At 38.3% G+C, this 14,020-nt stretch carries 15 protein-coding genes; all 15 read left to right on the plus strand.

The genetic code is table 11. The features are described from left to right. Positions 1–304 precede the first annotated feature (304 nt). The 15 genes from yciH to FJ709_RS05340 all read left to right on the plus strand — a co-directional run bounded on the left by yciH (position 305) and on the right by FJ709_RS05340 (position 13,947). A complete protein-coding gene (yciH, locus tag FJ709_RS05270; protein ID WP_226414092.1) occupies positions 305–634 on the plus strand; it encodes a stress response translation initiation inhibitor YciH in 330 nt (109 codons plus the stop codon). 126 nt (positions 635–760) lie between these two features. Next, on the plus strand, positions 761–1,366 hold the full coding sequence (locus FJ709_RS05275; protein WP_226414094.1) for a YqgE/AlgH family protein: 606 nt from the start codon (positions 761–763) through the stop codon (positions 1,364–1,366). Positions 1,367–1,425: 59 nt separating this feature from the next. Then, positions 1,426–1,851, plus strand: a complete 426-nt coding sequence (gene ruvX, locus FJ709_RS05280; RefSeq protein WP_226414096.1) for a Holliday junction resolvase RuvX — start codon at positions 1,426–1,428, stop codon at positions 1,849–1,851. Positions 1,852–1,984: 133 nt separating this feature from the next. After that, positions 1,985–2,539 carry a DUF4136 domain-containing protein gene (locus tag FJ709_RS05285; RefSeq protein ID WP_226414098.1) on the plus strand — a complete coding sequence of 185 codons (555 nt, stop codon included), beginning with the start codon at positions 1,985–1,987 and terminating at the stop codon, positions 2,537–2,539. A 287-nt stretch (positions 2,540–2,826) separates the two neighbouring features. Further along, complete coding sequence (locus FJ709_RS05290) at positions 2,827–5,562, plus strand: SLBB domain-containing protein (protein WP_404830016.1); 2,736 nt, start codon at positions 2,827–2,829, stop codon at positions 5,560–5,562. A gap of 17 nt (positions 5,563–5,579) precedes the next feature. Then, the gene (gene gspG, locus FJ709_RS05295; RefSeq protein WP_226414100.1) at positions 5,580–5,978 is read left to right on the plus strand and encodes a type II secretion system major pseudopilin GspG; all 399 of its coding nucleotides are present in this window, start codon (positions 5,580–5,582) and stop codon (positions 5,976–5,978) included. Next, entirely contained in the window at positions 5,975–7,645 is a 1,671-nt protein-coding gene (locus tag FJ709_RS05300) for a GspE/PulE family protein (protein WP_226414102.1), read from the plus strand. Before gspG ends, FJ709_RS05300 begins: the two co-directional genes overlap by 4 nt. A gap of 2 nt (positions 7,646–7,647) precedes the next feature. After that, positions 7,648–8,844, plus strand: coding sequence for a type II secretion system F family protein (locus FJ709_RS05305; RefSeq protein WP_226414104.1), 1,197 nt, complete (start codon positions 7,648–7,650; stop codon positions 8,842–8,844). Then, positions 8,845–9,450, plus strand: a complete 606-nt coding sequence (locus FJ709_RS05310) for a pilus assembly FimT family protein (RefSeq protein ID WP_226414106.1) — start codon at positions 8,845–8,847, stop codon at positions 9,448–9,450. Further along, complete coding sequence (locus FJ709_RS05315; protein ID WP_226414108.1) at positions 9,440–9,862, plus strand: PulJ/GspJ family protein; 423 nt, start codon at positions 9,440–9,442, stop codon at positions 9,860–9,862. Before FJ709_RS05310 ends, FJ709_RS05315 begins: the two co-directional genes overlap by 11 nt. Continuing rightward, on the plus strand, positions 9,862–10,557 hold the full coding sequence (locus FJ709_RS05320; protein ID WP_226414110.1) for a PulJ/GspJ family protein: 696 nt from the start codon (positions 9,862–9,864) through the stop codon (positions 10,555–10,557). The genes FJ709_RS05315 and FJ709_RS05320 overlap by 1 nt, the downstream gene beginning before the upstream one ends. A gap of 3 nt (positions 10,558–10,560) precedes the next feature. Further along, positions 10,561–11,457, plus strand: coding sequence for a type II secretion system protein GspK (locus FJ709_RS05325; RefSeq protein ID WP_226414112.1), 897 nt, complete (start codon positions 10,561–10,563; stop codon positions 11,455–11,457). Between the two features lie 23 nt (positions 11,458–11,480). Beyond that, positions 11,481–12,707 (plus strand): hypothetical protein, encoded by a 1,227-nt coding sequence (locus FJ709_RS05330; RefSeq protein ID WP_226414114.1) that lies wholly within the window; start codon positions 11,481–11,483, stop codon positions 12,705–12,707. An 11-nt stretch (positions 12,708–12,718) separates the two neighbouring features. After that, positions 12,719–13,273: a hypothetical protein gene (locus FJ709_RS05335; RefSeq protein ID WP_226414116.1), complete on the plus strand. Its 555-nt coding sequence runs from the start codon at positions 12,719–12,721 to the stop codon at positions 13,271–13,273. Next, positions 13,273–13,947: a hypothetical protein gene (locus tag FJ709_RS05340; RefSeq protein WP_226414118.1), complete on the plus strand. Its 675-nt coding sequence runs from the start codon at positions 13,273–13,275 to the stop codon at positions 13,945–13,947. The genes FJ709_RS05335 and FJ709_RS05340 overlap by 1 nt, the downstream gene beginning before the upstream one ends. The last annotated feature ends 73 nt before the right edge of the window (positions 13,948–14,020 follow it).

The following is a 14,020-nucleotide window of genomic DNA, read 5'->3' on the forward strand; positions in this document are numbered from 1 at the left end:
AGCCTGCATACTTCCAATCCATCATCCTCAATGCTTCATTTTCAATGTTTCCCATGCGTCTTCAAATGATGGCTAACATTGTAAAACTTTATTGTTAGAAACAGATCCCGGCCCACAAGCATTGCCGGGATGACGTTAGAAGCATCATCACGGATGCTTCCCATGCGTCATCCCCGAGTGTTTTTGTCGGGGATCTGCTTTTGTTTCAACTAAACACCATTAGCACAGCATAAAAATTTACTTTCTCGCCTCATCTATCTCAATTTGATAGACTAAATCTATTGTAAAAAAGCACACATAAATTATGAAAATAGATCCTAATATAAGATTAGTATTCAGTACCGATAAAGGCCGTATTGAACCTGAAAAAGAAGTAGAAGCAGTACCCGATGGTGACGGCATAGTTCGGATCCATAAAGATACTAAAGGCCGTAAAGGCAAAGGGGTGAGTGTGCTAAAGGGCCTAGGTTTAGATCAAACTGAACTTAAAGCCTTAGCGCAGAAACTAAAAAAACAGTGTGGTTGTGGCGGTACTGTAAAAGACTTTGATATCGAGGTTCAAACAGATAACCGTGAACAATTGAAAACCCTATTAGAAAAAATGGGTTACACGGTGAAGCTAGCCGGTGGATAACCCCTTAAACATTAAGCCATAGTTAATATCAAATGATTATTAACATAAAGTATTGGTTTATATACTTGTACACTCTGTTTTAATAAGTAAGTATTAGAGCTAAGTATTTAAGCAAGGGAAGTTATTATGGATGGTTCAGAAGTCAGTATTGCCAAAAAAAGCCGTCTACAAGGTGACTGTTTACAAGGTTATCTATTAATTGCTATGCCATCGCTTGAAGAGACTTTTTTTGAGCGCAGTGTTATCTACATTTGTGAGCATGATGAAAAAGGCGCAATGGGATTGGTCGTGAATCGCCCAATCGGTCTTGAGCTCGAAGACTTACTAGAGCAAATGGGGCTTAATCCTTCACCTGAGTCGGCTTTCTATATTAATTCTCAAGTATTATCGGGCGGCCCAGTGTCACCAGATCGTGGCTTTGTACTTCATAGTCCACAGCCAGATTGGATTAATAGCCATCAAGTAACAGACTACTGCATGCTGACGACATCACGCGATGTATTATCAGCAATTGGTACCCAAAAATCGCCCGCAGATTACGTCGTCGCATTAGGTTATGCCGGTTGGGGAAAAGATCAATTAGAGCAAGAATTAGCAAACAATACCTGGTTAACCATTAAAGCAACTCCAGAATTGTTGTATACCAAAGACCCTGAACACCTGTGGGATATCGCCTCTAAGCAACTGGGCTTTGATATGTGGCAAATATCATCTCAGGTAGGCCATGCTTGAGACAAAAATACGACACTAGACACTATGCCAAGCCTACATTATCTACCTGAAGGAACATCATGCAACCTCAAACCGTATTAGGTTTTGACTATGGTACCAAAAGTATTGGTATCGCAATTGGTCAGGCCATTACAGCCAGTGCCAGTCCATTAATGTCGATTAAAGCGGTTGATGGCATTCCCAACTGGGATGATATTGGCAAGTTGATAATCGAATGGCAACCAGATCTAGTGGTAGTAGGATTACCGTTAAATATGGATGGTACAGAGCAAGAAATGACCCAGCGGGCTCGTAAATTTGCTAATCGCATTAATGGGCGCTTTGGTATAAAAGTGGCTACTCAAGATGAGCGCTTAACAACGGCAGATGCCAAAGCCAGATTGTTTGAACTTGGTGGATTTAAAGCACTATCGAAAGGGCAAATTGATGCAGTTTCTGCGGTACTGATTGTCGAAAGTTACTTTGAAAATCAATTCGGAGACTAATCGGTTTTATCGTATTTTTAAATCCGCACTTTCGTTACCTTTAATAGTATTTAATTTATTGATTAAATGCTGAACTTGACAATCATTTAACTGTCTATAAGCTGGTGATTATTTAAATGTTTTTGGAGTTTGTATGAAAAAGTTAGTTTTAGCGATAGCAGTATTAGCCTTAAGTGCATGTAGCACATTAAAAACCAATACTGATTTTGACCCAGCTGTGTCATTTGACCAATATAAAACATTCACTTGGGTTGCAGCCAAAGAAGAAGACAAAGGTTATCACTTAGATGGATTACTTGATCAGCGAGTGAGAGATGCTGTCGATAGTCAAATGGTAGCTAAAGGGTTAACTAAAGTCGCAGCTGATGCTGATTTGTTAGTTAACTACCTGACCAAAGTAGACAAAAAGATTAATGTTGATACGTTTAATAACAACTTTGGCTATAACCCATATTATGGACCAGGTTGGGGATGGAGTGGTTCGATGCACACTCAAACCACGGTGCGTGAATATGAAGTAGGTACATTAATAATTGATTTAATTGATAATAAAACTGGAAAACTTGTATGGCGTGGTAGTGTTGAAGACACCATACGCGATCAAAATACGCCACAAGAGCGTGTAGAGATTATCAATAATGCGATTGGACATGTAATGTCAGCTTATCCTCCTCAGCTTAACAAGTAGCTTTGCAACAATCATCTACCTATTAGCAGACGTATCAAGTTAAAGATTTATCATCCGCTTATGTAGCACTGACCATTTCTGTTGTTGAATCTAAATCAACTGCAGAAAAGGTCTGTGTGACAAATGATACAAAAAATGGCTTTAAATTAAACTTTATTTAACTAATGCCATCCCACCAGTCTTAATCGTTCGAATAAGGTATATTATCAGCCCACTTTTAGATATGATCTAATGCATATTAGCTTACTTAATCAATTTTAAAACATGAATCAGGTCGGAGATAACTGGTGTTAGATATAACCAAGAAACTACTCATAGCAAGTTTTGTCATCCTAAGTACTCTGAACTTGCCTGCACAGGCTATTACTCCATCACCTCAGATGATTGAGCAATTTAAAAAATTGCCACAGTCAGAGCAACAACGAATATCTCAACAGTACGGCATAGATCCATCAGTTTTGTCAGGTGGAGTAAGGCAGGATACTAAGGTGACGTCACCTGATGTGGTTGGTCAACGAAACTTTGAGGAAGCAGTCAATTCACAATTGAAACAAGAAGAAGATTTAGATTTTACTGACGACTCAAATAAAAATGAATTAAAACGCTTCGGTTACAACATGTTTGCAGGTGAACCGTCTACCTTTGCGCCTGTTTCCGATGTGCCAGTGCCAAATGAATATATGGTCGGGCCTGGGGACGTTATTAACGTTCAATTATTTGGTAAAGAAAATAAAGAATATAAATTAACTATCAATCGCGATGGCACAATTCAATTCCCTGAACTTGGGCCTATATCTGTAAATGGACTGAACTTTGCAGCATTACGCCAACAGTTACAGCAGCAGATTAAAAGCCAAATGATTGGTATTGAATCTAACATCTCCATGGGAGAGTTACGCTCAATTAGAATTTTTGTTGCTGGAGATGCATATAAGCCTGGTTCATATACAGTATCTAGTTTATCAACAATTACTCAAGCATTGTTTGTTTCTGGTGGCGTGAATGAAATAGGTAGCTTACGTAACGTTCAGGTTAAGCGTAGCGGTAAATTGATTGGTAAGTTTGACCTATATGATCTGCTATTAAGAGGCGATGCCTCGGGTGATATTAATCTCCGTTCAGGTGACGTGGTATTTATTCCTTCTGTTGGTGGATTAGTCACCATTACTGGTGAGGTACGTCGCCCAGCAATATATGAACTTAGTCCAGGTGAAACTATTGCTGATGTCGTTGATATGGCAGCTGGCGTGAAAAGTGGCAGTTATTCACAATTGACAAGTGTAGAAAGATTCAATAAAAGTGGTTTAAAAACAATAGTAAATGTTGATTTAACATCTGCAAATGGTCGTCAAGTTAAAGCAAAGGCTGGGGATTACGTTTGGGTTAAAAATTCATCTCCTCAGTTTGAAAATGCCGTCACTATAGTTGGTGCTGTTGTTCGTCCGGGTAAGTATCAATGGAGCCCAAACACTAAAGTGAGTGACTTATTGCCTTCCATATGGGGTGATCTAGCAGCGACAGCTGATTTAGAGTATGCATTAGTCGTAAGGGAGCTCAATAAGTATGGTGATATTGAAGTGCACCAATTCTCACCAGGAAAGGCAATTAATGATAACCACTCGGCTGACAATATAAGTTTAACTGCTAGGGATAGAATAATTGTATTTAATTTTAACGATGACACTCTAAATAGATATGAATTAAATAAACTTGTTCAAGACAGAGTTAAAAAAGTTAATAGCTTAAGGGGCAATAACCTAGTTGGTAATGATGCTTTCCAAAGTGGCTTTAATTTAGTCAGTAATAAAGGCAACTCACAATACAAAGATGAAATTGCCGGTATAGTCGTTACTGAACAACAAAATATTGAACAAGATACAGTCAGAAACGAAGTTGAAAAAATGCTTGTTAATCTTTTCGACGACAAAGACTTAATTGCTTTAAGTAAGTCAATGAGAAGAAGTGAATTACTCTTTCCCGTGATCAGCAAGCTCACTCAACAACGGAAAGTGCGTGAAGGCGTTCAAATTGTTTCCGTTACAGGTAAAGTACGCCATCCAGGCATTTACCCTCTGTCACAAAATGCTCGAGTTAAAGATTTAATTCTAGCAGGAGGCGGCCTTCAAGAAGGCGCTTATGTCGAGAGAGCTGAGTTAACAAGAGAGAATAATACCAATGCTCAAGCAGATATCATGCATTCTAATATTAGCATTAGTGGTGTTTTTGATAATGCAGCCGAAGATAACCTAGTGTTACAAAGCCGGGATATGTTAAATGTTTTAACAACACCTGAATGGCAAGAGTCAAAATTAATTGAAGTGCGTGGCGAAGTTAAGTTTCCTGGATCTTATAATATTCGTCGTGGTGAAAAGTTATCAGATGTATTAATTAGAGCTGGTGGCTTTACTGATTATGCTTACCCTAGTGCAGCAGTTTTTGTAAGGCAGTCAATTAGACAGCAAGAACAGATTGAAATTAAAAAGCTAGCAGATCAGTTGCGAAGAGATATTGCCACTAGAGGGGTATCTAAAGATGGGACGTTAATTAACTATGCTGATGCACAATTAATGCTTACCGATCTTGAAAATATCAAGGCTGTAGGAAGATTAGTTGTTGATTTGACTGCTATTAATGTTGGAATACCTGAAGCAGATATTCAGCTTGAAGAAAGTGACATATTGTACGTACCATCGACTAAGCAAACTGTCGCCGTTATGGGTGAAGTACAGCATCCTGCTACCCACAGGTTTAAAAATGGATTAACACTTGATAACTACTTAGCTATGTCAGGTGGGTCAAGAGAGCGTGGCGATGCAGACAGAATCTATATCATAAAAGCAGATGGTTCTGTGGTATTACCGACAAAGAGTTTATGGTTTAGCTCTGATGAGCTTATACAAGCCGGTGATACTGTAATTGTTCCTCTTAATACTGAGTATAAAGATAACTTAACCTTATGGACTCAGGTAACTCAGGTTATTTACAACTCTGCAGTGGCTTTGGCTACTATTGCGACACTGTAAGCATTATGGAATTTGAAATGAAAAAAATACAAAAAGGTTTTACGTTAATTGAACTGTTGATTGTGATTGTCATCTTAGGGTTACTAATGTCACTAGTTGCGCCTACTATGTTTTCAAAAGTTGAATCAAGTAAGTCAAAAACAGCAATGGTGCAAATGGAGATGATTGCTACCTCTCTTGATACTTATCGTCTTGATATAGGTAGCTACCCAAAGTCATTAGAAGAGCTAAGAAGCTCAACTCTTCCTAAATGGGATGGCCCATATTTACCTAAAAACGTCCCATTAGACCCATGGAATAATCCTTATATTTATTCAGTACCTGGTGAGAATGGCGAGCCCTATACAATGAAATCCTATGGTAAAGACGGACAAGTTGGTGGCGAAGGTGATAATGCGGAAATCGTCTACAAATGATTGATGTTAATTCTTTATTACATCAAGAGTTTCATATATCTCAAACAGACTTAGATAAAGCGCTAACCTTTCAAAAGAAGTATGCTGGCAGGCTAGAGCATATTTTGATAAACATGGGAGCATTATCAGAAGATCTGCTCCCGAGTTTTTACGCAAAAGTACTTGATGTTGATATTTTTGAGGCTGAAAACTTTCAGAATATAGAGATAGCAATATTAAAAAGCTTCGCTGTTAATAATGAGTTGTCTGCTTTTAATTGGTTTGTGATAGAGAAGCTGGATACAACTGAACAGCATTACTTAGTCATCACCAGTGATCCATTTTCTGTTGAAGCCAACCAGTTTCTGAGCCAGAATAACATTCTGGTCAAGGTCAAAGTTGCCTCTGAAGAACAAATACAGTCAATTAAGGTTTTGTTTGCTAAAGCCGACACTGATGATATTTCTATAGTAGAAGAGCTGTCTGATCTTGAAGAAGATAGATTAAGGGAGTTGGCTGGTGAAGCGCCAACAGTTAACCTATTAAACTCATTAATTTCTCGTGCGCTAAAAGCTAGGGCATCAGACATGCATCTTGAGCCTATTGGAAATCGCTACCGAGTGAGATTTCGAATTGATGGCGTGCTTAAAGAGGCTGACTGGATTGCTCCAAGAATGCGTCTACCTGTTGCTTCTAGACTTAAAATTTTGTCTGGAATGGATATTGCCGAAAAACGTCGTCCTCAGGATGGTAAAATAGGCATGAAGATATCAAATGAAGACCTTGATATTCGAGTATCTGTTTTACCTTTGCATGATGGCGAAAGTATTGTAATGCGCTTTTTAAGGCAAGATGCAATTAGCTACAGTATGGATATGCTTGGGCTTTCTGCCGATATTGAAAAAAACATTCGTGAAGATATTGCTAAAACCGCAGGCGTGATATTGCTAACAGGCCCGACAGGTTCTGGTAAAACAACAACCTTATACACATTCTTAAATGCCATAAATGATGAAACAATTAAAATCATCACGTTAGAAGATCCTGTTGAGTATCAGATTGAAGGTATTAATCAGGTACAAATTCAATCTAGTATCGGCTTTGACTTTGCTGCCGGATTAAGAAGTATTGTCAGGCAAGATCCCGATGTCATTATGCTAGGGGAAATTCGTGACAAAGAAACTGCTCAAGTTGCAATGCAATCTGCTTTAACTGGGCATTTAGTGTTTTCGACAGTGCACACAAATGACGCTTCAAGTGCCTATACCCGTTTGCTTGACCTAGGTGCTGAAGAGTATTTACTCAATGCCGCCATTATTTCGATAATAGCCCAGCGCCTTGTTAGAAAGTTATGCGTACACTGCTGTCAACCAGATGCTAATCAAGACGCTAATATTGTGAAATATAATTTGCAGCCTCTAGCGGATGCCTATGGTTCTAAAATTCAACTGCATACAGCTGTTGGGTGTGAACATTGTTCAAATACTGGATACCGGGGCCGTATTGGCATTATTGAGTATCTGCGATGTGATGACGCTATCAAAACATTACCCAAAGATGAAAACTTTCCAACCAATGCAGTTCGTTTAAATCAAGATCGTGGCGGTCGAACACTTTTACAGGACGGCTTTATAAAGGCTATTGATGGCCAAACGACAATAGAAGAAGTGATTCGAGTAGCAGGATAATTATGGCACTGTTTGAATATAAAGCTTATGACAGCAATGGTTCTATAATTCAGAGCGAAGTCACTGCAGAAACGCTTGAGTCTGCAAAACAAAAGCTGCTTATAGAAAAGCTTATTATTGTAAATATTAGCGAAAAAATCGCCAAAGATCCCTTCCACTTAGGTTTGTCCCAAAAACTAAGTTTAGATGAGCTTGAGTTTATTACCTCTGAATTGTCACTTCTATTAAGAAGTGGAGTTAAGATTGATAAAAGCCTACATATTTTAAGTAAAGGTAAAAGTAATACACCTTCAGGGAAATTGTTAACCGCTTTATCACAATCGGTTAAGCGAGGTGAGTCTCTATCAGAGGCTTTCTCACGCCACCCTGATTTCGACAATCTATATGTCAATCTTGTCAAAATAGGAGAGGCTAGTGGTGAACTCAGCAAAGTATTTGCAGGATTAGCCCGTGACTTGATTTTCAGGAAAGAATTAAAAAGTAAAATTATTCAATCACTAACTTATCCAAGTGTTATTTTAGTGGTTTGTATCTTAGCCATTTTATTTGTTTTCAACTTTATCGTACCTCAAATGGGTGGCTTGTTTGATGGTAATGACAACTTACCTTTTTATACACTATTTTTACTAGACGCTAGTCGATGGATGCAATCCTACCAGTGGTTTTTAATTGGAGGTGTGCTTACATTTAGTATAGGTATCAAAATAGCATTACAAAAAGGACTGATTAACGAACAGTTTGACGAGTTATTAATTAAGCTACCTTTATTCAAATCAGCCGTGCATCAAATAGAGCGCATTAGGTTTAATACCAGTATGTCGCTTATGTTAGACGCTGGCGTTCAACTTGACACTGCGATAGAACTTGCTGCAGGAACAGTTAAAAACAAATTTTTGAGAAATGGCTTGTTGTCTGCAAAATCAAAAGTGAAGCGCGGTGTAAGCTTAACTGAGGCGTTAAGTGCTAGCCCTATTTACCCTGACTTTTTCATTTCATTACTTGAGGTGGGTGAAGAAAGTGGACAGCTTACTCCCGTTTTTGAAGAAATTGCCAACAGAAGTCGTAATGACTTTGGTAGTTGGACGAGTAAAGTCACCAGCTTACTCGAGCCTTTAATGATTTTATTGATGGGAGGCATTGTTGGATCTGTCGTTGTGGTGATGTTGCTAAGCATTATGTCGGTTAATGACGGTTTTTAAATGAGCTTATTTATTAATTCTCTCAATAAAAACCAGACAGTTAAAAAAGGTATTGCTGGGGTAACACTGATTGAGTTGCTTGTTGTTATAGTGCTTCTTGGAATAACAATTACATTAGTTGGGCCGTTTACGTTTAAGCAAATAGAAAGCTCAAAGGCGCGTAATGAGCAGCTTTCTCTCCAACGCTGGCTACAGAAACAGAGCTTCTATGCCTTTACAAGTCAAAGTAACATAACAATTAAATTTGATGGTAAAGCAATATACAGCGTTGTAGAGCCTCAAACCTCACCGTTAGAACAGCAATTGTTAAATCACAATGCTAACCAGGATACAGCATCTCTAGTCGCAAAAAATCAGCTTACAACTGAAACAAATTCTCGTTTTAAAAGTATAGATGACTTCCTGCAATTTGATGACAATCAGCAAGACTTAACCAATGCATTGATACCAACGCATACCTTTGATTTCATTTTTTTTGAACCGCAGCAGCTTAATATTAATAATCATGGCTACTTCGATACAGGTATTTTAACTTATAGGATTAGAGGCGTAATTGTTGAGTTAAATGTATTAGACCTAATTGAAGGTGTCTCTAATGAGTCATAAACAACAAGGTTTCACCCTTATTGAAGTGTTAATTGCGGCAACAATATTATTTGCCGTTATAGGTGCTGTTAGCCAAACATATCAAGGGGCATTAATTGCTAGCACTAAAGCGACTAGAAGTGCTGAATTGTTGGGCGTTACGCCATTATTACTCGACACAATAAGGTTTAGGCTTAAATTAGAAAACAAAACTAATACCATTAATGATGAGGGCATTATTAATGGTTTTGAGTTTTATTGGACAGCAACCGTTATTGAAAAAGGCTCTCCACCATCAAGATTTAGTCCTGAGGATGGTGAGATAATTAACTTTAACGATAAGTTTTATATTTGGGAAGTTGAGTTAACCTTGAAAAAACAGGACTTCACCAAATCTTTTGTGTTTAATGAGTTAACCTGGGGTGCTATGTAATGTTCATTCGACATAGCAGCGTAAGTCGTGGTTTTACATTAATAGAATTGCTAATAGCAATGCTCGTCATGAGTATGGTTATGTATGTGGGGAGTTTGAGTTTTGCCACTTTTAGTCAGCGATGGCAAAAAGATGTTGGTAGTTTCAATTATGAAGTTAATAAAGCTAAAAACTTAGTACTTTTACAACAAATGTTGCGTGGCGTTTCAAATTATATTGTCAAAAATGATGACGATAAGATGATTTATTTTTTTCAAGGTAACGCTAAATATCTATTGTTTGTCACTAATAATCCTCTTTTTAACTCTGGAAGTCCCGCACTTGTAAGGTTAAGTGTTAGGGTTCAAGAGGACGGCAAGCAACAGCTTAAATATGAAGAGTCCTCATTTGAGCATAACCCGTTAATCAACGCAGCAAAACTGCCTCAGCCTGAATTCAGTAAAGTGTTATTTACCGATGATAATATTAGATTTAATTTTTATGGCTGGGAAAGTCAAAATCATAGAGCAGCTTTTTTTGAAGGGGAGGAGGAAGTTGCCCCTAAGTGGCTTGCTGAATACTTTTCGGACAAAACAGGAATGTTACCTTATGCAGTTAACATTACTTGGGCAGAAAACGAGCCAATTATATTTCCATTAGCCAACGATAATGCCTACCAACTATTGTTTAGTCACAACGTAAAAGATAATGGTTAACCTATGCATATTCTAATAGCCTCACCTAGCCAGCTAAGGGCTTGCCAATCTTTTCAACAAGGTATCGCTTTGATACAGGTATTATTGCTAAGTGCTATTTTAGCAATGATGGCGCTACATTTTACCTTATCAAGTCGGCAACAGGTTAACATAGCAACTGATTTACAAAATAAAATAGACGCTGAAGTTCAAATGCGCACGTTAGAAAGTAAGGTACTTTTTGCTTTACTCACACTGCCAAGAAGCGAGCTAGAACAAGATGAACAACAAAGTAATGTGATAGGCCGTAACTGGAATTTTTTTGGAAAGCCTTTTAAAGCCGCCAATAATGCCACTGTAAGTTTTCAAGATATTAATGGTTTGCTGTCTGTTTATGGCACGGCATATAGCAAACCTTTAGAGCGTTTGCTACTACAATTTGGTCAGTCATCGCAACAAGCAAAAATTATTCTTTCCAATTTACACCATTGGCAGGGTTTGACCAGAGAGAGTTTTAATCGTGCTGAAAACCAGCAAGTACGCGGCGATTATCTGGCAAATGTGGCTGAACTCAAATTGATAGCCGGTATTGACGACATTCTTTATGAAAAACTTGCACCTGTAGTAACAACATTGCAGAATGTGCTGTTTAATCCTATGACAGCACCGCTGCCAGTACTGGAAGTGCTTATGCCTGCTGATATAGCACAAGAGGTTGAGCGGTTACGTCAAGAAGGGCAGCTAACAAAGCAGCGGTTCACCGAGCTGACCCAAATTGTTGAAGATGACACCATTACATTCGCGCCCGGTCGTCGGCAATTTATAAATATGAACGTACTGGTAGGCCATTCAATTGTTACTCGTCGTATGGTTGTCTATATTCGCCCAGAGAATCAGATCCCTTTAGTATGGTTCCAGTAATCGTTAAACTTTAAGAGCAAAAAATGCGCAATGTTATTGATAACCTTTTAAATAAAATAAAAACAATAGTTTTAAATCAGGTTATATATCTTGATTCAACAGCTTTTCGCTTTCACAAAAATGACGTTCGAGCAGATGGGGTTTACTCATTTATTCCGTTAGAAAGTGTTCAAGATGACACGCAAATCCCTAAATCAGTAGTGACTATCTTAAGTCGCAATTGCTACCATGAGCACGTGCAGTGGTATCCAATTACTAAAAAATCTGATGTGTTGAAGGTGGTTAAATTACAGTCGCAAACTTCGACTTTGCCTGTTTTATTTATTATCGGCAAAGTATTCAATGGCCAAACTCCGGTCACTTATTATCATCTTAATGATTTATCTACCAAGGTTAACTCCTGGTTAATGGTGCCGGAAACTAGCCTGCTGTCACAACCATTTGTAGCTGAAACACTAATAAGCTATCAAACCTTAGCGCCTTCCAATACTGTTTTTATAGCAAAAGGGGTGTCTGGTAGTTCATCCACTTTGAAAGGAGGCGTTATTCAAAGTGATCAACAGTTCGCTATGTCAACGGGTGTTGTTCTAACCAATAGGGTGACATTAGCAACAGATGAGCATGCAAAAATATTAAACATGCAGCTGAAAAAGCTCTATAAAATTTCTTTATCGGGGTTATTTAGCAAAGCAAGGTTGTCATCAGCAAGTTTTACCACTTTATTTTCAAAACTAGTTTTGCCTACACTTGCTGTTATAACCGTCTATTTAGTGCTATCAGTTCAAATATCCAGTGTGATTGCACAGCACACCAAAAGTGAATTAAGCGCTGCAACAAAAGAGGCTAATGAAGTCTTAAACCAGTATAATCAAATCAACAATATGATTGCACGGTATAAGCTAGTGGCAGATAAAGTGCCAGTACGTACCGAGCTACTGGCTGTTTGGCAAGTATTAGCGCCTTTATATCAATCAGGCATGACCATCAGCTCTGTGCGTCAGAATCAACAAAAAATCACCTTACAATTCTCAGCGGCGTCAGCCTCTAATTCATTACAATTATTAATACAACAACCAGGTGTAACCAATGCCAGTTTTGTCGGGCCAGTAAATCGCCAGGGCAACTTTGACACAGCTACCGTTTTATTTGAGCTAGCAACAATTGAAATCGATGAACAGTCTGTTGAAGTGCAGCTAGGTTCTAACGAGTTATCATCAAACGAAATATCGTTAACTGCGGAGGAACGTTAATGCAGGAGTTAATGAAGTATAAACATTATTTACTGTTGATTGGGTTGCTCATTTTAATCAAATATATTTGGTTACCATTATGGGACTCAAAACAAGACAACTGGCAAAATCAGCAGTATTTACAGTCTAATTTGAATAAGACCCGTGCTTTATTAGCGATAAAACAAGACATGAGCCATGCCCACATGGTTATGTCACAGCGTTTAGCCGAGGCTGAGTCGGGTTTAGCATCAACCGATAACCTTATTAGCTATAAGTTAACTACGCAGTCTAATTTAGAGAAGTTATTTAAACGATTTGACATAGTCATCAGTAACTCTACATGGCGCGATGGCTTAATTGATGAAGGTGTTCAATCTTTGTTCTTAGATATACGTTATAGTGGGTCGTTGATCCAGTATCTAAGCTTTTTAGATGACCTACAGCAAGGTGAGCAATATTCAAATATTACTATCGATACCAATCAGATTAATGTCAGCGGTCAGTCTGCAGATAATCTTGGCTCTATTAATGGGGCGATGTCGTTAAGTTTGGCTGTCAAAATAACTTCAGTGGAGGAGCTGTAATGTCAGTACTTTCTTTCGATAATGCAGTTGATTCAAACAGTCATAATAAATTACCAACTATGTTCGCCACTAAGTTAAAAACCGTATTAATGGCATTAGCGTGCGTAATCACTTTATTACTGGTTGACTACATGTTGTCGCCATCGGCGGAGCAATTTGGCGAGTCAGACTTACTGCCTGAACTTCCGCAATCATTCAAAGCAAAGGCTTCTGCTACACTGGGCGAGCAGGTTATTGCTCAGTATAATCAGTTTGAAAAAACAGAGGTGGCAGAAGTTGTTGAAGATAAGCAAAACAGCACAACTGAACAACATCTCTCAATTGAACAACAAAATAAACAGTCCGGTTTATTACGCCAACTGTATATGGGTAATGTCATTTACCGCCTCAGTGGCATTGTAAAGTCAACCAATGCCAATAACCAATATAAAGCAGCTCTCAGTTTGACATACCTAGACACAGCAACCGAGCGCTTGGCTATAGAAGTTAATGACAGCAATGAAAGCGAACAAAAAGTAGATAAAAAAGACAAACCTTATGTCACTCTGGTTCAAGGTGAAAGGTTAAATAAATATGTGGTTGAGTCCGTCAGTCACAAACGTATTGTGTTAAATGATAATGGCCGCAGGCTTTGGTTGGAGTTATTTCTTCAATCAGAAACAAGTGAAAATTGATTTAAAGGCCAATTTTTGCAATTATCGCCAAACCAAACGCGCAAGAGTTTGGTTTCTTTCTTAATTGGTATCT

The sequence above is a fragment of the Shewanella glacialimarina genome (assembly GCF_020511155.1).
GTDB classification, from domain to species: domain Bacteria; phylum Pseudomonadota; class Gammaproteobacteria; order Enterobacterales; family Shewanellaceae; genus Shewanella; species Shewanella glacialimarina.